Annotated in this window: 16 protein-coding genes and 1 pseudogene; 10 read left to right on the top strand and 7 right to left on the bottom strand. The window is 70.8% G+C overall.

All coding sequences use genetic code 11. The features are described 5' to 3' along the window. Position 1: 1 nt before the first annotated feature. Positions 2-202: a hypothetical protein gene (locus tag ACIQZN_RS31280; RefSeq protein WP_404001107.1), complete on the bottom strand. Its 201-nt coding sequence runs from the start codon at positions 200-202 to the stop codon at positions 2-4. Between the two features lie 52 nt (positions 203-254). After that, complete coding sequence (locus ACIQZN_RS31285) at positions 255-1,592, bottom strand: low temperature requirement protein A (RefSeq protein WP_404001110.1); 1,338 nt, start codon at positions 1,590-1,592, stop codon at positions 255-257. Between the two features lie 354 nt (positions 1,593-1,946). On the opposite strand from ACIQZN_RS31285, the gene ACIQZN_RS31290 reads away from it, so the two are divergent. The 3 genes and pseudogenes from ACIQZN_RS31290 to ACIQZN_RS31300 all read left to right on the top strand — a co-directional run. Continuing rightward, positions 1,947-4,217: a PP2C family protein-serine/threonine phosphatase gene (locus tag ACIQZN_RS31290; RefSeq protein ID WP_404001113.1), complete on the top strand. Its 2,271-nt coding sequence runs from the start codon at positions 1,947-1,949 to the stop codon at positions 4,215-4,217. Between the two features lie 404 nt (positions 4,218-4,621). Beyond that, positions 4,622-5,563, top strand: coding sequence for a hypothetical protein (locus ACIQZN_RS31295; RefSeq protein WP_404001116.1), 942 nt, complete (start codon positions 4,622-4,624; stop codon positions 5,561-5,563). A 392-nt stretch (positions 5,564-5,955) separates the two neighbouring features. Further along, positions 5,956-6,102, top strand: a pseudogene (locus tag ACIQZN_RS31300) (DUF664 domain-containing protein); the annotation flags it as partial. A gap of 162 nt (positions 6,103-6,264) precedes the next feature. Here ACIQZN_RS31300 and ACIQZN_RS31305 read toward each other — a convergent pair. The 5 genes from ACIQZN_RS31305 to ACIQZN_RS31325 all read right to left on the bottom strand — a co-directional run bounded on the left by ACIQZN_RS31305 (position 6,265) and on the right by ACIQZN_RS31325 (position 11,903). After that, entirely contained in the window at positions 6,265-7,248 is a 984-nt protein-coding gene (locus tag ACIQZN_RS31305; protein ID WP_404001119.1) for a Gfo/Idh/MocA family protein, read from the bottom strand. Positions 7,249-7,312: 64 nt separating this feature from the next. Next, entirely contained in the window at positions 7,313-8,527 is a 1,215-nt protein-coding gene (locus tag ACIQZN_RS31310) for an ROK family transcriptional regulator (RefSeq protein WP_404001122.1), read from the bottom strand. Positions 8,528-8,544: 17 nt separating this feature from the next. Then, positions 8,545-9,372, bottom strand: a complete 828-nt coding sequence (locus tag ACIQZN_RS31315) for a carbohydrate ABC transporter permease (protein WP_404001292.1) — start codon at positions 9,370-9,372, stop codon at positions 8,545-8,547. Positions 9,373-9,485: 113 nt separating this feature from the next. Beyond that, positions 9,486-10,466 carry a carbohydrate ABC transporter permease gene (locus ACIQZN_RS31320; RefSeq protein ID WP_404001125.1) on the bottom strand — a complete coding sequence of 327 codons (981 nt, stop codon included), beginning with the start codon at positions 10,464-10,466 and terminating at the stop codon, positions 9,486-9,488. A gap of 33 nt (positions 10,467-10,499) precedes the next feature. After that, positions 10,500-11,903: an ABC transporter substrate-binding protein gene (locus ACIQZN_RS31325; RefSeq protein WP_404001128.1), complete on the bottom strand. Its 1,404-nt coding sequence runs from the start codon at positions 11,901-11,903 to the stop codon at positions 10,500-10,502. A gap of 136 nt (positions 11,904-12,039) precedes the next feature. Between ACIQZN_RS31325 and ACIQZN_RS31330 the strand changes: the two genes are divergently transcribed. The 7 genes from ACIQZN_RS31330 to ACIQZN_RS31360 all read left to right on the top strand — a co-directional run bounded on the left by ACIQZN_RS31330 (position 12,040) and on the right by ACIQZN_RS31360 (position 21,062). Next, complete coding sequence (locus ACIQZN_RS31330; protein WP_404001131.1) at positions 12,040-13,086, top strand: zinc-binding alcohol dehydrogenase; 1,047 nt, start codon at positions 12,040-12,042, stop codon at positions 13,084-13,086. A 115-nt stretch (positions 13,087-13,201) separates the two neighbouring features. Then, entirely contained in the window at positions 13,202-14,002 is an 801-nt protein-coding gene (locus ACIQZN_RS31335) for a TIM barrel protein (protein WP_404001134.1), read from the top strand. Continuing rightward, complete coding sequence (locus tag ACIQZN_RS31340; protein ID WP_404001136.1) at positions 13,999-15,378, top strand: MGH1-like glycoside hydrolase domain-containing protein; 1,380 nt, start codon at positions 13,999-14,001, stop codon at positions 15,376-15,378. The genes ACIQZN_RS31335 and ACIQZN_RS31340 overlap by 4 nt, the downstream gene beginning before the upstream one ends. Continuing rightward, positions 15,375-17,342, top strand: coding sequence for a glycogen debranching N-terminal domain-containing protein (locus tag ACIQZN_RS31345; RefSeq protein ID WP_404001139.1), 1,968 nt, complete (start codon positions 15,375-15,377; stop codon positions 17,340-17,342). The genes ACIQZN_RS31340 and ACIQZN_RS31345 overlap by 4 nt, the downstream gene beginning before the upstream one ends. A gap of 588 nt (positions 17,343-17,930) precedes the next feature. Further along, a complete protein-coding gene (locus ACIQZN_RS31350) occupies positions 17,931-19,238 on the top strand; it encodes an extracellular solute-binding protein (RefSeq protein WP_404001142.1) in 1,308 nt (435 codons plus the stop codon). Continuing rightward, positions 19,231-20,187, top strand: a complete 957-nt coding sequence (locus tag ACIQZN_RS31355; RefSeq protein ID WP_404001144.1) for a carbohydrate ABC transporter permease — start codon at positions 19,231-19,233, stop codon at positions 20,185-20,187. The genes ACIQZN_RS31350 and ACIQZN_RS31355 overlap by 8 nt, the downstream gene beginning before the upstream one ends. After that, positions 20,184-21,062 carry a carbohydrate ABC transporter permease gene (locus ACIQZN_RS31360; RefSeq protein WP_404001147.1) on the top strand — a complete coding sequence of 293 codons (879 nt, stop codon included), beginning with the start codon at positions 20,184-20,186 and terminating at the stop codon, positions 21,060-21,062. Before ACIQZN_RS31355 ends, ACIQZN_RS31360 begins: the two co-directional genes overlap by 4 nt. Positions 21,063-21,133 lie beyond the last annotated feature (71 nt).

Consider the following 21,133-nt stretch of genomic DNA (forward strand, 5'->3'; position numbering starts at 1 on the left):
CTCAGTCGGTGGCGTCCGGGACGGGGGTGCGGATGATCCCGTTGATCACGAGGTCGAAGCCCCAGGACAGCCGGTCATCCTGGGTGCCGGCCAGCAGCGCCGGCAGGTGCGCCCTGATCATCGGGTGCGCGGCCTCGTCCACGCCGTGCGCGGCGCGCGTGGGTCGTTCACGGCGGCTGATCGGTTCTCGCTCAGCAGTCATGCCGCGATCGCAACGAACGCGTTCGTCATCAAGGGGGGTGCGAAACCGCGCCTCACCCCGAAGACCCCGCCGGGCCGGCGCCGTGGGCGGGCCGCCTTGTCGCGGGGGCGCCGGGCCTGTACGTCCGCCAGGCCACCGGCCAGGCAAGGGCGAGCACCGCCAGCGCCACCGACACCACGGTGCCGAACCCCTCGGGGTCCCGCGCTCCCGGGGCCGCCGCCAGGACGCCCGCGGCCACCAAGGCCGGCCCGGTCGCCCCCACGCCCCACACCGCGCCCCGGCCGGACACCAGCGCGCACACCAGTGCCGTGGCAAGGATCAGCGCGAGCACACCGGCCAGCAGCAGCCGGCCGGGCTGCGGCATCACGTCACCGGCCTGCTCCACGGCCCGGCCCAACGCTGCCGCGAGCGCCGCCACCGCCCCGGCGAACAGCCAGTGCAGCAGCAGCACCAGCCGTACCGGCAACGCTCGCGGCGCCAGCAACGGCAACCCGTACGCGCCGGTGCGCAATGCCAGCGACCAGACCAGCACCAAGAGCACGAAGACCCCGATGCCGACCGCGCGTACCCCGCCGTCCCAAGGCTCCTCGCTTGCCGCCGACACCGACTGCACCAGCCCCTCGCCCAGCACGATCAGGACGAAGAGCCCCAGCCGCTCCGAAAGGTGCTCGACATCGGCCGCCACGACTTGGGGCTTTTTCCGCATCCTGCTTCGGGCGCGTTCGATCCGCGCACGGGCCTCCTCGGGCGGCAGGGCGGCGCTGCGCCGTTCCTCGCGCCGCACCCACCGTTCCGCGCGCTCCTCCGCGTGCGCCCACTTCTGGTCGATCTCCGCCTGGAGCGCCTCACGGCTGACGCGTGCCATGACCGCCATGTCGATCACCAGTCCCGCCGCCCACAGCCACAGCCGGGTGTCCCCGTGCGCCCACAGCGACACCACCCACGGCGTCAGGCCGGCCCCGAGCTGGATGATCGGCAGATCCGCGACCACCTGTCGGCGCCCGCTCCACACCCGGGACGCGATGAGCCGCACCACGATGTACGCGAGGGCGAAGGCGCGTGCCTTCTCGGCGGACTCGTGGACCCCGGGCACAGCGGCCGCCATCACCGCCATCCCGAACATCCCCGCGACGACCGCGACGACGCGCGTTCGCTTCCCCGCCACGTTCCCGTACATGGTCGACATCACCCAGGCGAACCAGAAGGCGAGGAACAGCACCGCGTACTGGCCCAGCGACGTCCAGCTCGGTCCCGCGTGCAGCAGGTGTGCCAGTTGCCCCACCCCCGCGACCGCGATCAGATCGAAGAACAACTCCAGCCACGAAGCATGCCGCTCGCCTCCCTCCGGCTCGGAACCGGACCGGGAGGCGCCACTCACTGAAGTAGACATAACGTAATTATGTTCACCAAAGGGCCAGTTCGCGGCTCTGTGTGCCGCAGCCGGGTCGCCCGCTTCCGCCCGCGACAGGCATGGACCCGACGGCGGAGCCGGCATGGCGGCTTGGGCGGTCGGCAGACAGAGGCGACGCGGCCGGCTTCTCGGCGCGCGTGCGCGTGCGCGTCGAGGCCGGCCCTGTTCCCGCACCGGCAGTCCTGTTGACGGCCCGAACTCCGGTGATTGGCAGAGCCGAGTCATGCCATGGAGCCGGCATCCCGTCAAGCAGGATGAACAGAAGACGCCTTAGGGCGGATATCGGGACGTAATCTCTGCAAGGCAAGCTAGGGGATGACTGTGCGGCCTTCCATGCGTGATCCTCATAAAACGGAAGAATTCGGGTTCTTTGGGCGGGCGCTGCTTGTGGCGGGTGCGGCGCTGGGCCTCCTTGCTCCGACTCTGCACAGTGCCACGCTGGTCCGCGCAGGCTCATCCCTGGGTATGGGGTTCACGGCCCGGGCGGCGACGCAGGTCCTGGTGGTTGCCGCGTCTCTGGCCGGCGCACTGCTGGCGGGGCGGGCCGTCGATATGTGGGGGACCCGCAGGGTGGTGCTGTGGTGTCTTCCCGCCGGTGGGGCGGGCGGTGCCGTTCTGCTGGCGGCCCCGGTCGCATGGATGTACTGGGCAGGGCTGGCGGTGGAGAGCGCCGCCGTCATGGGTGTGGTTCTCGGTTGTGTCGCCGCGGTGCCCACCGCTCATCTCACGGGCCGGATCAGACATGCGGTGGCCGCGGCTTTTGCCGCCTTCGCTCTGGCTCTGATCGCCGGGATCATGCTGGCGCTGGCAGCCGGCCGTCTTGGAGGATGGCGCGCTGTGGAGGCGGTGCCCATCCTGATCTGTCTGGCCCTCTACCCCGGTGCACACAGGCTACGAGTGCTGAAGGGCCCTCCGGCAGTACGCCAGGCTCCTCCGGACGGCTTCGCGTCGCGAGCCGCGCTGGTCGTGGTGCTGGGGGCAGGGCTACAGGCGGCACCGCTTCGCAACTGGCTCGACGCGGAGATCATGACGTTGCTTGCTCTGTCGTTGATCGTGTTGCACGCGTTCGCGAGCGGGGAGCGGTCGGGGCGGCTGGCGAGGAGGTGGCGCAACAGAGAACGTCCCGACAAGGGGCGCCAGCACAGGGCAGCGACTGTCGTAGCCGGAGGCGTCTGGGGTTTCGGGCAGTCGGCGCTGGCCACCATCCTCCTGGTGTCACTCAGCGACCTCGGCGCCGGCCAGGCCGCCAGCCTGGTTGCCTGGACTGGATTCGGTGTCGGAAGCGCGGTGGCCGGCTTTACCTGCCTTCGTCGGCGGGTGTCGCCTCGGGCGGCATCAGCGCTGGGACTGACCCTCTCAGCCGTCAGCATGGCCCTGCTGTCGATTCTTCCGCAGCAGCGGCCAGCCGCGGCCACTGCCATCGCAGCCAGTCTGTCGGTGGCGATCGGCTTCGGTATCGTCCTCGCGCAGATCGCGTGGGTGACCGAATATCTGAGCGATCTGCCCGTGTCTCAACGCGGGGTCGCGGCTTCGGTGTACCCGGCTGCCGTGATCCTCGGCGGAGCGGCTGTCAGCGCCATCCCCTACGAGACTGTGCTGGCGCAAGTGCGTACCGACACGATCAGCCAGCTTTTGTGGATCACTGTCACCGGTCTGGCTCTGGCCGCCGTCGTTCTGAGTCGATCAGCCGTGTCGCTGGCCGTTGCCGGCGCTGCCGCGGTGCAGTACGTCCTGGTGACAACCTTGAGTTCGATCCGGTACGCGCAGCGCCCACTCGCCATGGTCGTATTCGTCCTGACCGGAGTCATCGTCGGGATCGCCGTATGGATCAGCGGTCGCCAGAGCGCGCGGCTGGCCCGTACTCAAGCGGGCGCCACCGCACTCCAGCGTGCCGTGCTTCGCCCCGTGCCCCGACATCTCGGAACCCTCGACCTGGAAGGCCTGTACCGGCCGGCCAGCACTGAAAGCGGCATCGGCGGCGACTTCTACGACGTCTCGCACAGCGCGGGAAGGAGCCGCATCCTGCTCGGCGACGTCCGCGGGAAAGGCCTGGAAGCCCTCCAGATCGTCAACGACGTCCTGGGATGCTTCCGCAGCAGGGCATACGACACGCCACGCCTTGTTGACCTCGCCACCCACCTCGACCAGCACCTGGCCCGAACGGCCGCCGCCCGCGAGGACGCCGAACTGTTCGCTACGGCGGTCCTGATCGAGCACGAGGACGACAGCCGCGAAGTGCGCGTCCTCAACTGTGGGCACCTCCCACCGTTACTGCTGAGTCCGGGGCGGGCCGAACCTCTGGCCTTGCCCGCCCTCCTGCCCCTCGGTTTCGGGGTACTCGATCCGGCAAACGGTCCCGCTCCCTCGACGGTTTCCCTGCCTCCTGGAACTGTCCTTCTGCTGTACACCGACGGGCTGAGCGAAGCCCGGGACGCCTCCGGCGCTTTCTACCCCCTCGACGAGCGCATCCGTCACGCTCCGGCCGATCCAGCGCGCTTGGTCGGCCACCTCGTATCCGAGGCGACCCAATGGACCCATCGCCTTACCGACGACATCGCACTCATCACTATCAGGCCACGCCATGTCTCCGTCCCACCACCATGAACTCGACGAACGACCGTCCGCCTCCACACCGGCGTCGGCGGCGTCATCCGCACCGAGTTGTTCAGCGTCCGTAACGGCTGTGAACTGGACCAATGCCGAAAGCGGCGAGGCTGGTCAACCCTGGCTGGTGAATAATGGGGCGCCCGGAGCCGCACGAGGTTCGGGGCCTCCGACGGAACGTCCGAAGACGCGTCGTTCCGTCGGGAGAACCAGGTCATCGTTCGCAAAGGGTATCCATGCGCCTGTCCGACTACGTCAGATACGTCTTGATAGGCGCGGCATCGATTCCTCTCCTCACCGGGTGCACCGGGTGCACCGGGTGCACCGGGGGCACCGGGGGCCCTGGGGCGGGTAAGGCCGTGGAGCAAGTCACAGAGAGGCCTTCCTCCTGGGTGGACCTGCCGGTGCGGACCGAGGCACGCGACGTCGTGCACACGGACACCGACGACCGGTCGTACAAGGTCAGGATCACGGTCGAGAGCCTGGTCCGGGGCTCAAAGGAAGACATGCGGGGCGCGCGTGTGGACAAGGGACTGAAGGGCACGGTCCCCCACTACCTCACTTTCAAGGTCACCAACACCGGCCCTGAGGAGATCCCCGCCGCCTACATGGTCTACAGCAAACTCTCCCTGAACGGCACCGACTGGACGCAGGGTGAGAAGATCTACCTGAGCGGCGGTCGGCCGGGCGGGGTCGACCTGCCCTGCGCGGACACCGCGCCCAAGACGCTGGCACCCGGCGACTCGTACGAGACGTGCGTGGCCTACGCGCTGCGCGAGGGTGTGGACGTGCTGTCGCTGACGCACAGCGCGGACGGCTACTTCGACGAGGGCGGCGCGGTCGCCACCTGGCCCGTCAAGGGGGGCTTGGAGGCGGCGTCCGCCGGACTGTCCGAGCCGGGCGACAGCGTCCGCGTTCGGTGGAACGACATTGAGGACGGTGTGCTCGAACTGCCCGCCAGGCTGGTTTCCGTACGCCGGGGCCGCCTCGCCGACCTGGCAAGCCTGGACCTCGACCTCAATGAGAACGAGAGACACGGCACCCCGTATTACGTTTCGGTCACCTACACCAGCCCCGGGCCGAAGGACCTCTACGCCCACCAGGTCGGCCAGGTACGGCTGATCACCGAAGGCGGTCGGCAGATACCGGGCAAGATTCCCTTCGTCCAGGGCGCAAAGGAGATCCCCGGCTGCCCGACCGACTGGGTCACGCAGCTGGTTCCGCCGGGCGACAGCGTGACTGAATGCAGCGTTCACCTGGTGACCGGCGACGACAAACCGTTCGCGGTGGGTTTCGCTGAGGCGGACCGGCCAGGGTTGGTGGCCTGGCGCGCCGTCGTCCACTGAAGCGACCGGGACAGCCGGGCGACGCCGCAGATGTCTGGTCGGGGCTGCTGCCGGCACCGCCGGGAGGACGTGAACGGCGGCGGCCTTGTCGGTGCGGCGCTGCGTTGCCTGGTGCCAGTGGAGGGGCCGCAGGACACCAGGCTCGATCGACTCCGGCCGTACTCCTGGTCCCGTCGCGGGGGCCGGTACGAGCGATGCGATGGGCGGCCAGTCCTCCCTGATTTCCGCGGTCCAGGCCAGGGACACGGACCTGGTGAGGATCCAGCCCGGCGACTCCGACGGCCCTACGCGGTCGGCTCACCCCTCGAAGCCGTCGATCCCCCCACCGTTAACGTGGGCAGGAGGACCCGGCCGTCGACGTCTCCGACGCCCATGAACTGCTCCTCGGCTACCTGGGGTGGTGCCGAGAGGCCCTGATGCGAAAGTTCGCCGAACTCTTCGACGACCAGCTCCGAACGCCCGTCGACCCGCTCGGTTGTTCGCCAGTCGGGATGGTCCAGCATCTCGGCTGGGTCGAACGACGATGGTCGGGGGCCGCTTCAGGACGCGCGACCGGACGCCTCGTTGGGGCGGATCCCCTTTCACCTGTCAAGGCATGCGCGGTCGGCGGCACGCACGCTCGCACCGGCCCCGGGAGTCGACGCAGGCCCGAAAAGTCTGGGGCCGGCAGGCCAGTTCCCCGTGATTGCTCAGGGAGTTCGTCACGCCGAGCGCTCGGCGAGTCGGTGGGCGTCCATGACCTCGCCGGCCCCGATCGCGACGCAAGCGGGAATCCGCTGACCGCCCGTACGGGCAGCCATGTCGAGGAGCTTCTGCAGGTGCAGGCCGTGCTTCGCGTCGATGCCGGTGCCGGTGGCGGTGCGGATCGCGGTGGCGAACTCGCGCCGGAGGACGGGCCAGCACTCCTCGTGGTCGATGCCCGCCGTGTCGTACACCAACTCCTTCTCAGGCCCGAAGAGTTCGACCCGGGTCCTCGCCCTGGGGAGCTGCACGCAGCCGGAGAGGGACGCCTGGCTGACGGCGCCGTTCTCGTGCTCGCAGGTCAGCTCGACCCAGCGGCGCGGGTCGCCGGTGGCCCGTACGGAGACGATGGGCGCGACCGCGGTGTCCAGGATGTCGAGGAGGTGCGGGCCGAGGTCGAGCAGGGCGCCGTGTTCCAGCCGCCAGGAGGTGGCGAACTCCCCGCCGAGGAACGCCCCGTGCAGATAGCAGGAGCGGGCCCCCGTCACCTGGTGTCCGGCGGCCTCGGCGAGGAAGGCGCGGGTGACCGGGTGGTACCGCTTCGTCAGGACGAGCTGGGAGACCACCCCGTGCTCGGCGACGGCGTCCGCGACCGCGCGTGCGGTGTCGAGGTCGGCGCCCAGCGGTTTCTCCAGGAGGAGGGCGCGGCCCGCGGCGGCGGCGCGGGGGGCCAGCGCGGCCTGGACGGCGGGCGGTACGGCGAAGGCTATCGCCTCGCACGTGTCGAGGAGTTCCTCGAAGGAGCCCGCCACCGGTGCCCCGTAGGGCGCGGCGACCTCGGCCGCCGCTTCCGGGCGGCGGGCCCAGACCCCCGCGAGCACCGTCTCGGGTCCGGCGGCGAGCGTCCGCGCGTGCATGGTGCGGGCCCACGGGCCCGCACCGACGAGGCCCACGCGGACCGGTTCATGGGACCAGGCGGGCGGGAGGGGGGTGGTGCTGGACATGGTGCTCTCCGTGGAGTGTGCGGGTGTGGTGCGATCGGCCGCCGGGGCCGGCCGCCCGGACGGCTCAGGCGCCGGCTGTGGCCTTGGCCAGAGCCGCGAGGCGGGCGTCGGCGCGATCGGGGGCGTACAGGTGGTCGATCACCATGCGGGCGGCGCCGACCAGGGCGGCCCGGTCGCCCAGTTCGGAGGTGACGACCTGGAGGTGGGCGGTGGTGCGGGGCATGGCGCGCTGGTAGATGAGTTCGCGTACGCCGGTGAGGAAGGGGGCACCGGCGAGGTCACCGCTGAGCATCAGGACGCCCGGGTTGAGCAGGGTGACGACCGTGACCAGGACCTCGCCGACGCGCTGTCCCGCCTCCCGGGCGAGCCTGACGGCATCGGGCTGGCCGGCGGCGAGGTGTTCGCGTACGTCCGACCCCGACGCGGTCGGCACACCGGCCGCCGTGAGCTGGCCGGCGATGGACCGGCCGCTGGCGACGGCGGCGAGGCACCCGTAGGACCCGCACATGCACAGGGCGTCGAGACGGTCGTGCAGGCGGATGTGGCCGATGTCGCCCGCCCCGCCGTCGACGCCCCGGTAGACCTCGCCCTTGACGACGACGCCGGCGCCGATCCCCGTGGACGCCTTGACCAGAACGAAGGCGCTGCAGTCCGGATGGCTGACCCGCTGTTCGGCCAGAGCCATCAGGTTGGCGTCGTTGTCGACGAACACGGGCAGTGGCCCCGCGCCCGGCGTCGGGCCGACGTGTTCGATCCATGCCTCGCGCAGCCGTTCTCGCACGGGAAAGCGGTCCCAGCCGGGCATGATCGGCGGCTCGACGATCCGGGCGGTCTCCCAGTCGACCGGCCCCGGTACAGAGAGCCCTATGCCGCAGACCCGCTCGGCGCCCACGCCCGCCTCCGCGAGCAACGGCCCGAACCAGCCTGCCAGCCGGTCCAGGACGATGTCGGGGCCGTCGGCGATGACGAGGGCGCCGGTGTGCTCGGCGAGGACGGTACCGGCCAGATCGAGGACGGCGGCGCGCGCGTGCCGGGTCTCCAGGTCGGCGACGAGCACCACGGCGTGCGTCGGGTCGAACTCCAGCCGGGCGGAGGGGCGCCCGCCGGTGGAGGTGCCCGTCGCGCCGCGCAGCCACCCCGCCCCGAAGAGCTGGTCGAGCCGGTGTCCCACCGTGGAGCGGGACAGGCCGGTGGCCTGCTGGAGCTCACCGCGCGTGGTGGCCTCGCCGCTGCGGATGAGCTGCAGCAGATGTCCCGCGCCGGCCTGGTTTCGTGCCATCCCCGTCGTCCTCGCCCTCAGCCCTTGTCCGCACCGCTGGTCAGACCCTCGGTGAGGAGCCGTTCGGCGGAGAAGAACAGGAGTACCACAGGGATGGTCAGCACGACCGATCCGGCCATGAGTACCGTCTTGGACACCTCGATGCCGTTGGCCAGTTGCTGGAGACCGAGCGAGACCGTCCACCGGTCGGGATCGGCCGCCAGGAAGAGGAGGGCGAACAGGAACTCGTTCCAGGCGATCATGAAGACGTACAGCCCGGTGGCCATCAGGGTCGGCAGCGCGAGCGGCAGGATGATCTTGCGTACGGTCTGCAGCCGTGACGCCCCGTCGATCGCCGCCGCCTCCTCGATGCTGAAGGGGATGGTGACGAAGTAGTTCTTCAGCATGTAGATGGAGACGGGGACGGTCTGCGCGATGTAGACGATGGCGAGCCCGACGAGACTGCCCGACAGCCCCATCTTCGCGAACATGACGAAGAGCGGCACGGCGAGCAGGGTGGCCGGGAACAGGTAGACGGCCAGGAAGAGGGCGCTGATCTGGCGGTTGCCGAAGAACTTCAGCCGGCTGACGGCGTAGGCGCCCGGTACGGCGGCGGCGAGCGTGAGCAGGACCGTGGCGATCGCGACGAGCGCGGAGTTGAGCAGCATGCCGAGGAAGCCCTGGCCGCCGTCCGCCGAGGACTTCAGGACGCTCTCGTACGTGTCGAGCGTGAAGTCCTTCGCCGAGACCCAGAGGTTGCCGGGGTCGAGGAGCAGTGCGTCGATGGGCTTCACCGACAGCATCAGCATGTAGTAGAAGGGCACGATCGTGATCGCGGCGAGGAAGGCGATCACCACCCAGCGCATGACGCCGAAGAACCGTTCCTCGAACTGGGCGCGGGTGAGCCGGTTCCGCCGCGGCGCGGGCTGCGGGCGGGTGGTGCGCCGCGTCTCGTCGCGGGTGAGGGTGGGGGCGCTGGTCATGCCGACTCCTCCTGCATCTTCTTGCCGAAGAACTTGAAGTAGATGCCCAGGAGGGCCATGAGCACGACGGCGAGGACGAGCGCCTGCGCGGAGGCGGCCCCTACGTCGAAGCGCGAGGTGAGGAAGTCGTACACGCGGACCGCCACCACGTCGGTGCCGGAACCTCCGCCGGTGAGCAGGTAGATGTCGTCGAACTTGTTGAACGTCATGATGAAGCGCAGGACGGACAGCAGGGCGATGACCGGCATCAGCTGCGGCAGCAGGATGTGCCGGAAGCGCTGGGAGAGGGTGGCTCCGTCGACCTCCGCGGCCTCCTCCAGGCCGGCCGGTACCGCCTGGAGGCGGGCGAGCATGAAGAGGAAGGCGAACGGGAAGTAGCGCCAGGTCTCGAAGGCGATGACGGTGAGCAGCGCCAGCGGGATGTGGAAGTGGACGCCCAGGGCGCCGACCTCGTAGGACCGGGTGGAGAGGAAGGCGATGGGGTCGTCCCACCCGAAGAGCTTGCGGCCCCACTCGTTCACGATGCCGTACTGCGGGCTGAGCGCGACCTCCCAGACGAAGGAGACCGCGACGACGGGTGCGACGTACGGCAGCAGCATGGCGGCGCGCAGCACGCCCCGTCCGCGGAAGGGTTTCCGCAGGGCGAGGGCCGCGATCAGTCCGAGGGCGACGGAGCCGGCGGTGGCGCCGACGGTGTAGAGGAGAGTGGTGCCGAGGCTGCTCCAGAAGCCTGGTGAGCCGAAGACCTGGGAGAAGTTGTCCAGGGTCCAGCGGCCGAAGAGGCCGTTCTCCTGGATGTTCACCAGCTTGGCGTTCTGGAAGGCGAGCAGGACGGTCCACAGGATCGGCAGGATCACCACGACCAGGACCACGAGGAAGGTGGGGGTCACGAAGGCGAGCCCTGCGCGGTTCTCCCGCCTGCTCGAACTCTGCGGTGGGACGCGGCGCTTCTTCGCGCCGCTCGTGATTGTGCTCATGGGACGGTTACCTCGTGGGGGAGCGGCGTGGAGCTACTGGAGGGACTTCTGGAGGGCGGTCACTTCGTCGTCGGCCTCCTTCGCGGCCTGGTCGGGCGAGATCTGGCCGCTGGTCATCGCGCCGATGGCCTTCGCTACGGGGAGCTCGCCGTTCGTGGCACCGACGAGGGTGCCCTGCCCTTGGGTGAGGCCCCACCGCTGCATGCCGCCGACGCCCTTGACGAGCTGGTCCAGCAGGGCCGGGGGATAGGCCTTCTGCATGGATTCGCGGTGGTCGACGCCCATGACGCTGGCGCGCCAGTCCTGCTCGAAGGAGCCGGGCTTCTGTGCCGTACCGGTGCGGACGGGGAGCTTGCCCTCCGGGGCCATGCCGAACCAGTCGGCGTACCCCTTGCCCATCATGTACTCGATGAACTTCTGGGAGGCTCCCGTCTCGGCGGTCCTGGTGACCGCCCATGACGTGATCTCGCCGAACTGCGCGGGTTCCTTGCCGTCGGGGCCCTTCAGCGCGGTGACGACACCGGTGTTGCGGGCGAGGAACTTGGGGTCCTTCTTGCACTCCGGGCAGCTGGGCAGCGCGTCCGAGCGCAGGCCCGCCAGTTCGTCGAGCAGGAAGGACGACCAGACCATCATCGACGACTTGCCGGCGAAGTAGGTGGCGCGGGTGGTGTCCACGCTCTGGGTGCCGGGAGCCCCGTGCTCGCGTGCGAGGGTGTTGTACGCCTTGAAGGCGGTGCGGCACGCGGGGGAGTCGAGGGCGGGCTTGCCGGCCTCATCGACCAGCTGGCAGCCGTTCGCCAGGGCGAGGTCCTCGAAGCTCTGCTGGGTGAAGACGTCCGAGGGGTCGGTGGCCAGCGAGATGCCGTCCCGGCCGCCCTTGTCGAGCGTGGCGGCGGCCTTCAGGGCGCTCCGGTAGTCGTCCGGTGCGTCGAGTCCGGCCTTGGCGAACAGGTCCTTGCGGTAGACGAGGATCTGGAGCCAGGCGTCGGAGGGGACCCCGAGCCGGGTGTCCCCGTCGGAGGTGAGCGCGAGCGCGTTGCTGTTGAACGTGTCCGGCTTCAGGTCCTTCACGATGCGGTTCGCGACCTTGGTGTTCAGCAGGCCGTTGCCGTACATCTGCCAGACCTGGCCCATCGGGACCGCTCCGATGACGTCCGGGAGCTTGCCGGCCGCCGCCGCGGACATGATCAGCTGCGGCAGCTGCGCCTCGTCCACCCCGACGAGGTCGACCTTGACGCCGCTCTCCTTCTCGAAGCGGCTGATGACCTTTCTGGTCGCGGCCATCCGCGGCGGCAGGTTCTCCTGCGACCACACCGTGATCCTGTTGTCGGGCCGCTCCGCGCCCGAGCTGCCGGAGCAGCCCGCCAGCAGGCCCCCGACCAGGGTCGCGGCGAGCCCGAACAGGGTCACCCTCGACCGTCGGGTCTTCATCACCATGCTCTGTCCTCACGCCACTTACGCACTTACCTCACGCATCTCAGCATCACTTTTGCTTCTTGACAAGACATAACTCTGAGATATCTTCGACGGAAGTCAGCGAGCAACACCCCTCCCAGCACTACCGGAGCCCCCCGTGGAACGCGTCGTCCAGTTCACCGGCCCCCGTCAGGTCGAAGTCGCCGAGCACGAGAGCGCCCCGCTGCCCGCCGGGCATCTGCGGGTCCGCACCCGCTACTCCGGCATTTCCGCAGGAACGGAACTCACCGCCTACCGAGGGACAAATCCGTACCTCACGCGCACCTGGGATGCCGAGGCCCGGATCTTCCGCGACGGGGCGGCCGGCATCGAGTACCCGGTGGCCGGCTGGGGCTACTCCGAGGTCGGCGAGGTCACCGAGGTGTCCCCGGAGCTCGTCGGCACGCCCGGCATGCCGATCGTGGGCGACCTGGTCTGGGGCATCTGGGGCCACCGCAGCGAGGGCATCGTCCCGGCCGGGCGCATGGTCGGCCACACCCTGCCCGCAGGTCTCGAACCGCTCGCGGGGGCCTTCGCCCGGGTCGGCGCCATCGCGTACAACGCGATCCTGGCCGCCGACATCCACCTGGGCGAGGACGTCGCCGTCTTCGGCCAGGGCGTCATCGGCCTGCTCACCACCCGCCTCGCCCAGCTCAACGGCGCCCGGGTCACCGCGGTCGACGCGCTCGACGGCCGGCTCGCGACGGCCCGTGAGTACGGTGCCCGGCACACCCTCAACGCCCGCACCGACAGCGTCGCCGAACGCATCCGGGCGGCCACCGCGGGGGCCGGCGCCGATGTCGCCATCGAGATCAGCGGGGTCTACCCGGCCCTGCACGAGGCCGTCCGCTCGGTCACCGTCGGCGGCCGGGTCGTGGCGTCCGGCTTCTACCAGGGCGACGGCGCGGGGCTGCGTCTCGGCGACGAGTTCCACCACAACCGGGTGCAGCTGATCTGCTCCCAGATCGGCGGGGTGCCCCCGCAGCTGGCGGGACGCTGGACCGTCGAGCGGCTCCAGCAGACCTTCCTGTCGCTGGTCGCCGAGGGCCAGGTCGATGTGAAGTCCCTGGTCAGCCATGTCGTCCCGGTGGCGGAGGCCGCCGACGCGTATGTGCTGCTCGACGAGACGCCCGCCGACGCCCTCCAGGTCGTCCTGGAGTTCTGAGCCCGGCGTCACCGGCCCGACAGGCCCCGGCTCCGGCAGCCCGGCGCAGCCGCCGGCCCCCGACACACCCATCAGAATCCCCCGAGCGCCCTCCGTCGGCGCCGAAAGGCATCCCATGCTGAAAACCGCCTGCCAGGAACAGCTCCTCCCCGGGGACACGCTCCAGGAGAAGTGGGCCTTCGCCCAGGACGCCGGCTACGACGCCGTGGAGCTGCGGTCCAAGGGTGACTTCCACTTCCGCGACCGTCTGCCGGAGCTCAAGCAGGCCCTCGCGGACGGCGTGGTCATGCCGACCGTCTGCGTCGAGATGCTGCACTTCTTCGCCGCGTTCGACGACGACCTGCGCCGCGACGCCCTGGAGCAGATGAAGTCGCAGCTCTCCGTCGCCGCCGAGATCGGTGCGCTCGGCGTGCAGACCCCGGCGTCGTACGGGATGTTCTCGCGCCGGCTCCCTCCCTTCGAGCCGCCGCGCACCGAGGAGCAGGACCGCGAGGTGCTGCTGGCCGGTCTCTCCGAGCTGGGCGAGCACGCCCGCCGGGAGGGCGTCACCCTCTACCTGGAGCCGCTCAACCGCTACGAGGACCACATGGTCAACCGGCTGGACCAGGCCGTCGACCTGATCCGCACGGTGGGCCTGGACTCCGTCCGCATCGGCATCGACAGCTACCACATGAACATCGAGGAGGCCGACCCCTCGGCCTCGATCCTGGCGGCCGCCCCCTACATCGGCCACACCCAGGTCAGCGACTCCAACCGGTTCCAGCCGGGCGCCGGTCACCTCGACTGGCCGGCCTGGATCGGCGCGCTGCACAGCATCGGCTACGACGGCTACCTCGCCGCCGAGTGCCGGCTGACCGGCGACCCGCTCGCGGCCGTACGGTCCATCCCGGCGTTCCTCCGGAGGTCCGGCGCGTGACCTCGCTCCTCGAAACCCCCGTGCCCGCCGACGCCGACGACCTGACCCTTCGGCACGGCGCGGCACGGGTACTCCTCACCAACTGGACGGGCTCCTCCACCATCCCGTCCCACGGCCTGTACCCGCACCAGTGGAGCTGGGACTCGGCCTTCATCGCGATCGGCCTGCGCCACCTGTCGGTGCGCCGGGCCCAGCGCGAACTGGAGAGCCTGATGGGTGCCCAGTGGGCCGACGGGCGCGTCCCCCACATCGTGTTCAGCCCCGAGGTACCCCTCGACGCCTACTTCCCCAGCCCCGACTTCTGGCGCTCCTCCACCGACGGCGCCCCCGCCGGAGCCCCGGCCGGCACCGAGACCTCCGGCATCGTGCAGCCCCCGGTACACGCGCTCGCCGCCTGGCTCGTCCACCAGGCCGACCCGGAGACCTCGCGCCGCCGCGGCTTCCTGCCCCGGGTGTACGACCGGCTGGTGGCCTGGCACGACTACCTCACGGACCGCCGCGACCTCGGAGGCGGCGGGCTGGCGGCCATGGTGCACCCGTGGGAACCCGGTATGGACAACAGCCCCTCCTGGGACGGCCCGTTGCGGCGCGTCGAGCCGGCCGCGCCCGGTTCCTACCGGCGCGCCGACCTCGACCACGGGCAGGCCGCGGAACGCCCCACCGACCTGGACTACGGCCGGTACGTCCGGCTCGCCGCCGACTACCGGGACAGCGGCTACGCGGACGTGCGAGGCACCCACGCCTTCGCCGTCGAGGACCCGTGCGTCAACGCGCTCCTGATCGTCTCGGAACACGCCCTGGCCCGGATCGCCGCCGAGACCGGCGCGGACCCCGCACCCCACGCGGCGCGGGCGGCCCGCCTGACCACCGCCCTGGTGGAGCGGCTCTGGTCGCCCGCCGATGGCATGTTCCTCTCCCGCGACCTGGTCGGCGGCGAGCTGATCGCCGAGCGCAGCGTCGCCGGGCTCGTCCCGCTCATCGTCCCCGGCCTCCCGCAGGACATCATTGATGCGCTCCTGCACACGGCGCGGGGCAGTGCCTTCCTGCTCGGCGAGGTCCCCATGGCACCGTCGTACGACCTGACCGGGCACGCCTTCGACCCGTCGCGCTACTGGCGCGGTCCCGCCTGGTTCAACACCAACTGGCTGCTGGAGCGGGGGCTGCGCCAGTACGGACAGGTCCGTGCGGCGGCGGCGCTGCGGGCGGCCATGCTCGACGCGGCGGGCGCCAGTTCCTTCGCCGAGTACGTGGACCCGTTCACGGCAGAGGCCCGCGGCACCCGCGCCTTCGGCTGGACCGCGGCCCTCACTCTCGACCTGCTGGCGGAAGAGGCGGACGACGGCAGCACTGACGCGTCGATCGGAGTACGCACGTGAGCGGGGCAGCGGACACCACCCTGGTCCACGCGGGCACCTTCGCCGTCCTCGGGGCCGACGGCGGTGTGGGAGGCCGTCGCGGCACCTCACCCGACGGACTGTTCCACCGCGACGCACGGCATCTGAGCCGGTGGACGCTGACCGTCGACGGTGCGGCGCCGGAGGTACTGGTGCCGTCGGCCGGCGAGGCGTCCGCCCTGTGCGTCCTCACGCCGCCGGGCACCCGGGACGAGCCGGCCGCGTACACCGTCTTCCGTGAACAGGCCGTCTCCGCAGGTGTACTGACGGAGTGTCTGCGACTGGTCAACAACCGTCCGGTGCCGGTCAACGCGGTCCTCTCGCTCACCGCGGACGCCGACTTCGCGGACCAGTTCGAGCTGCGGTCCGACAAGCGCCGGTACGAGAAGGACGGCGCCAAGCGCACGGCGAGCGTCCACGCCGGGGGAGTCACCTTCACGTACGAGCGCGGCGCATGGCTGTCGCGTACGGCGGTCCGCTCCTCCCCGGCCCCGGCAGCCGTCCGGCCGGCCGGGGCGCCGAGCACCGCCCACCGGCTGGACTGGCATCTGCAGCTGCCCGCCCACGGCGCGGCCGAACTCCTGCTCACCGTCGAGGCGTTCGCCCATGGCGCGCCCGATCCGGCCCCGGTCGGCACCCCGGCCGAGGCCGTCGCGGAGCACGCGGCGGACACGGCGGCCTTCACGGCCGCCCCGTTGCCCCTTCCTCCCGGCGCACCCGAAGGGCTGGCCGACGCGTGCGCCCGCGGACTGAGCGACCTGGCGGCGCTGCGGGTTCCGGCCACCGGCCCGGACGGCGAACACGTCCAGGTGCCCGCAGCGGGAATCCCCTGGTTCCTCACACTCTTCGGGCGGGACTCCCTCTTCACCTCCCTCTTCGCGCTGCCCTACCGGCCGGAACTGGCGGAGGGCACCCTGCGCGCCCTCGCGGCGACCCAGGGCACGGAGTACGACGCGGGCCGCGGGGAACAGCCGGGGCGCATCGTCCACGAGATCCGGCACGGCGAACTGGCCCACTTCCGCCAGGTCCCGTACGGCCGTTACTACGGCTCGGTCGACGCCACCCCGCTCTTCCTGGTGCTCCTGGACAGCTATACGGAGACCACCGGCGACCGCACGCTCGCGACCCGCCTGGAGGACCAGGCGCGGGCCGCCGTGTCCTGGATGTTCCGCGACGGCGGCCTCGACGGGAGCGGCTATCTGGTCTACTCGCCCGACCCGCAGGGCCTGGTGAACCAGAACTGGAAGGACTCCGAAGGCGCGATCTGCTTCCTCGACGGTTCCCAGGCCGAGGGCCCGATCGCCGTCGCGGAGGCCCAGGGGTACGCCTACGACGCGCTGGTGCGTACCGCACGCCTTGCCCGCTCGGTGTGGGACGACGCCGCGTACGCCGACCGCCTCGACAGCGCTGCCGCCGGTCTGCGGGACAGGTTCCTGCGGGACTTCTGGATGTCCGGCCCCGACTTCCCGGCGCTGGCCCTGGACGGCCGTGGCCGGCAGGTCGACTCGCTGGCCTCGGACGCGGGGCACCTGCTGTGGTCCGGCATCCTGGACGCGGCGCACGCACAGCGTGTGGGCCGGCGCCTGCTGGAGCCGGACTTCTTCTCGGGCTGGGCGATCCGTACGCTGGCGTCCGGCCAGCCCGGTTACCACCCGCTCTCGTACCACCGGGGCACCGCCTGGCCGCACGACAACGCGGTCATCCTGCTCGGGCTGGCACGGTGCGGTCTGAAGGAGGAGACGCGCAAGGTCGCCCTCGGCCTGCTGGAGGCATCTGCTCACCACGGCCACCGGCTGCCCGAGGTCATGGCGGGCTACGCACGCTCCCAGCACTCCCGACCGGTGCCGTATCCCCACTCCTGCTCACCGCAGGCCTGGGCGGCGGCGACACCCCTGGCCGTGCTCACGGCGCTGCGGGAAGACCAGCCCTCGGCGTCGACGACGTAACGCGGAACCGAATGGCCGCGGACTCGCGTAAAAGCCGGCTCCAGGCACTTCGGTGCCCGCCGGTGAGTGAGTTCCGCGGAGCGGAGCCGACGCGCCGGTCGGAGAACCGCTTCCGAGGCCCGGCTGACCCGAGCGGCCACCCCAGGCCGCTCGGGTCAGCCTCCCACGCGGTCAAACACCTCCCGCCATGCCGCTCGGCCCACGCGGTGAGCCCCGCCAGGTATTCGGACATCCGCCGCGCCACCCCGGTCGCCTCCCACGTCCGCCTTCGGTGGCACCGTCGACCGCGTGAGCCCGCGCGCACGTGTACGCGCTGCGGAGCCCTTACTTCCGTACGGAGCATTGACGCTGTCTGCTCAAGTGGCTACGTTCCCACATGGCATCGATCCCATGTTGTGAACGCGCCGGAGGCATCGCCGGTCGCGCGCCGGGGACCGGGCCGGACCGCCTACCCCGGGAGACAACGTGCCGCCACCCAACCCCGCCGTCTCAGGCCGTACCGGTAGTCCACATACGCGCCACTCGGCGGCGCACCCCGCCCGCCGGGCCGTCATCGCCGCAGGAGCCGGAGCCCTGGGCGCGCTGGCCGTGACAGGCTGTGCCACAGCCTCCGGCAAGGGGCGGGGGCTGCGCGTCGCCTACCCGTTCTGGGGCGCCGACGACATCGTGCACCGTCAGATGAAGGACACCGCCGCCGCGTACGAGAAGGCTGTGCCGGGGCGGCGGGTGGAACTCGTGCCCATCCCCGACCAGCAGGGCAACTTCGCCACCAAGATCGAGCTGATGCAGCGGTCCGCGCCGAGCGCACCGGACGTGGTCTTCCAGGACACCGTGATGACCAACGCCGACGTGCAGGCGGGCTACCTCCAGCCGCTCGACCGTCACCTCGGCCGCTGGCAGGACTGGGAGCAGTTCGACGCCACGGCACGGTCCGCCACCCGCGCCGACGACGGCCGCGTCTACGGTGTCCTCACCGGCACCGACGTCCGCGCCGTCTTCTACGACAGGCGGGTGTTCGCCAAGGCCGGTCTGCCCACCGCCTGGACACCGCGGAGCTGGGCCGATCTGCTGCACGCCGCCCGCACCATCCGTCGTCGCGTGCCCGGAGTGGTGCCCCTCAACCTCTACGCCACCAAGGCCCTCGGCGAGGCCACCACCACCCAGGGCCTGCTGATGCTCCTGTACGGGACGCGCGACGGCTTCTACGATGCCCGCGCCCGCACCTGGACCGGCGACACCCCGGGACTGCGAGAGACCCTCGCCTTCGTCGACACCGTATTCCGGGAAGGGCTCGGCCCCACCCCGCAGATGTCGTTCAACCCGACCGTGCGGGACAAGATCGTCTCGGAGATGCTGCCCGCCGGGCAGGTGGGTATCGCACTCGGCGAAGGCTCCTGGACACCGAAGACCTGGATCAAAGGCGGTTCCGCGCCCTGGCCGGGCTGGGCCGAGCACATCGGGGTCGTCGCCATGCCCACCCGGACCGGTCCGCGCCCGGGAGACAGCGGCCGGGTGAGCCTGTCGGGCGGCTGGATGCTCTCGATAGGTGGCCACAGCTCCGTACCCGACGAGGCGTTCCGCTTCATCACCCTGGCCACCGGCCGCCGCCGAGCTCTCCAGTACGCCATCGAGAACGCCCAGATCCCGGTCCGCCGGGACGTTCTGAGCGACCGCGCGTACCTCGACTCCCTGCCCACCAACGCACTCTTCGCCGACCTGCTCAAGGCGACGAGTTTCCGCCCGACCCAGGCCGCGTACCTGATGGTCTCCAGCCGGGCCCAGATCGCCATGGAGGACGTGATGACCGGGCATGCCACCCCGGCCGAGGCCGCCCGCGCGTACGCCTCGGGGCTGCGCGACGACCTCGGCGACGGGCAGGTGAAGGACCGTGACTGAGGCGATCTACGCCCCGCCGGCCGCCGAGCGGGCAGCGCGCGGACCGGTCCGCGCCCCCGCCGCGCCCCCACCGCGCCGAGCCCGACGCGACCTGCGCCGCTCGCTCCCGCTCGTGCCCGCGCTCGCCCTGCTCGCGGTGTTCTTCGTCGGGCCCGTCCTGTGGTGCGTGTACGCCGCGTTCACCGACACGGCGCTGACCGGCAGCGCGGCCCGTGACCCGCACTTCGTCGGGCTGCGCAACTTCACCCGCCTGCTCGGTGACCACCAGTTCGGCTCGTCGGTCCTGCTCACCCTGGTCTTCGCCCTGGCCTCCGGGGTCCTCGGCCAGAACGGGCTCGGACTCTCGCTCGCCCTGCTCATGCGGGGCCGCGCCCAGTGGCTGCGGACCACACTCGGGGTGCTGCTGGTCGGCGCCTGGGTACTGCCGGAGATCGTCGCCGGATTCACCCTGTACGCGTTCTTCTCCGACGGCGGCACCCTGGACAGCGTCCTGACGTCCCTGCACCTGCCCGCCCCCGACTGGCTCGTCAGCCACGCCATGCTGACCGTGGTCCTCGCCAATGTGTGGCGCGGCACCGCGTTCTCCTGGATGGTCTACACCGCCGCGCTGGACGAGATACCCCCGGAGATCGAGGACGCCGCCGCGACCGACGGCGCGAGCGGCGCCGCCCGCCTGTGGTGGGTGACGCTGCCGATGATCCGCCGCTCGGTCTTCACCAACCTCATGGTGGTGACCCTGCAGACGCTGGCGGTGTTCACACTGATCTTCGTCCTGACCGGCGGCGGCCCCAGCGGCGCCAGCGAGACGATCCCGCTGTACATGTACCAGCAGGCATTCAAGTTCTTCCAGCTCGGGCAGGGAACCGCGATCGCGCTCGTCCTCCTGGCCATCGGTGGCGTCTTCTCCTTCCTGTACCTGCGCCTCCTGAAGCCGGAGTTGAACCAGTGACCTCCCCCGCGACCCCGACCACGCCGTCCCCGCTCTCGCTGACCCGGCTCAGCCTGCCGCGCCGCTCCGCGTCCACCACCGTCGTGTACGTCGTACTGCTGGGCGTCGCCGTGTGCTTCGCCGCCCCGTTCGTCTGGCTGCTCGTCGCCTCCGTCGACGCGAAGGCGACGGCAAGCGCCGCGGTTCCCGACCTGACCCTCGGCAACTTCTCCGCGGTGCTGAACTGGAGCACCAGCATCCGACCCATCCTCAACAGCCTCGTACTGTGCGGTGGCGCGGCGCTGGTGAACATGGTCGTCTCGGTGTTCGCCGCCTATCCGCTCTCCCGCTACCGGCTGCGCTTTCGCCGCCCGTTCCTCTACGGCGTCCTGTTCGCCACCGGCCTCCCGGTCACCGCGATCATGGTTCCCGTCTACGAACTCTTCGTCCGGATCGAGCTGGTGGACTCCCTGTGGGGCACCATGCTGTTCCTCGCCACGGCCACGCTGCCGTTCTCGCTCTGGCTGACCAAGGGGTTCATGGACGGCGTGCCGGTCTCCCTGGAGGAGGCGGCCTGGGTGGACGGAGCCTCTGGTCTCCAGTCACTGCGCCATGTGGTGCTGCCGCTGATGGCACCGGGCATGGCGGTCGTCGCGGTCTTCACGTTCATCGGTGCGTGGGGGAACTTCTTCATTCCCTTCGTTCTGCTCCAGTCACCGGAGCGCGAGCCGGCGGCCGTCAGCCTGTTCACCTTCTTCGGCCAGTACGGGACGGTCGCCTACGGCCAGTTGGCCGCCTACTCCATCCTCTATTCGCTGCCCGCGATGCTCCTGTACGTCCTGGCCTCGCGCAAGCTCGGCGGCGGCTTCGGGCTCGGCGGCGGGCTCAAGGGGTGAGGCACGCCCTTCGGACGACCGGACGGATCCAACCGGTCCACCGCTCATGACGAATGCAGAAGGAGCAGACC

It is taken from the genome of Streptomyces sp. NPDC097595 (assembly GCF_044761525.1).
In the GTDB taxonomy this organism is placed as follows: domain Bacteria; phylum Actinomycetota; class Actinomycetes; order Streptomycetales; family Streptomycetaceae; genus Streptomyces; species Streptomyces drozdowiczii_A.

Coding starts and splice junctions, on each gene's coding strand:
- ACIQZN_RS31315 (WP_404001292.1), bottom strand. CDS start 9,372: ATGCGCTGGGTGGTGATCGCCTTCCTCGCCGCGATCACGATCGTGCCC.
- ACIQZN_RS31280 (WP_404001107.1), bottom strand. CDS start 202: ATGACTGCTGAGCGAGAACCGATCAGCCGCCGTGAACGACCCACGCGC.
- ACIQZN_RS31305 (WP_404001119.1), bottom strand. CDS start 7,248: ATGTCCAGCACCACCCCCCTCCCGCCCGCCTGGTCCCATGAACCGGTC.
- ACIQZN_RS31325 (WP_404001128.1), bottom strand. CDS start 11,903: ATGGTGATGAAGACCCGACGGTCGAGGGTGACCCTGTTCGGGCTCGCC.
- ACIQZN_RS31290 (WP_404001113.1), top strand. CDS start 1,947: ATGCGTGATCCTCATAAAACGGAAGAATTCGGGTTCTTTGGGCGGGCG.
- ACIQZN_RS31335 (WP_404001134.1), top strand. CDS start 13,202: ATGCTGAAAACCGCCTGCCAGGAACAGCTCCTCCCCGGGGACACGCTC.
- ACIQZN_RS31285 (WP_404001110.1), bottom strand. CDS start 1,592: ATGTCTACTTCAGTGAGTGGCGCCTCCCGGTCCGGTTCCGAGCCGGAG.
- ACIQZN_RS31320 (WP_404001125.1), bottom strand. CDS start 10,466: ATGAGCACAATCACGAGCGGCGCGAAGAAGCGCCGCGTCCCACCGCAG.
- ACIQZN_RS31310 (WP_404001122.1), bottom strand. CDS start 8,527: ATGGCACGAAACCAGGCCGGCGCGGGACATCTGCTGCAGCTCATCCGC.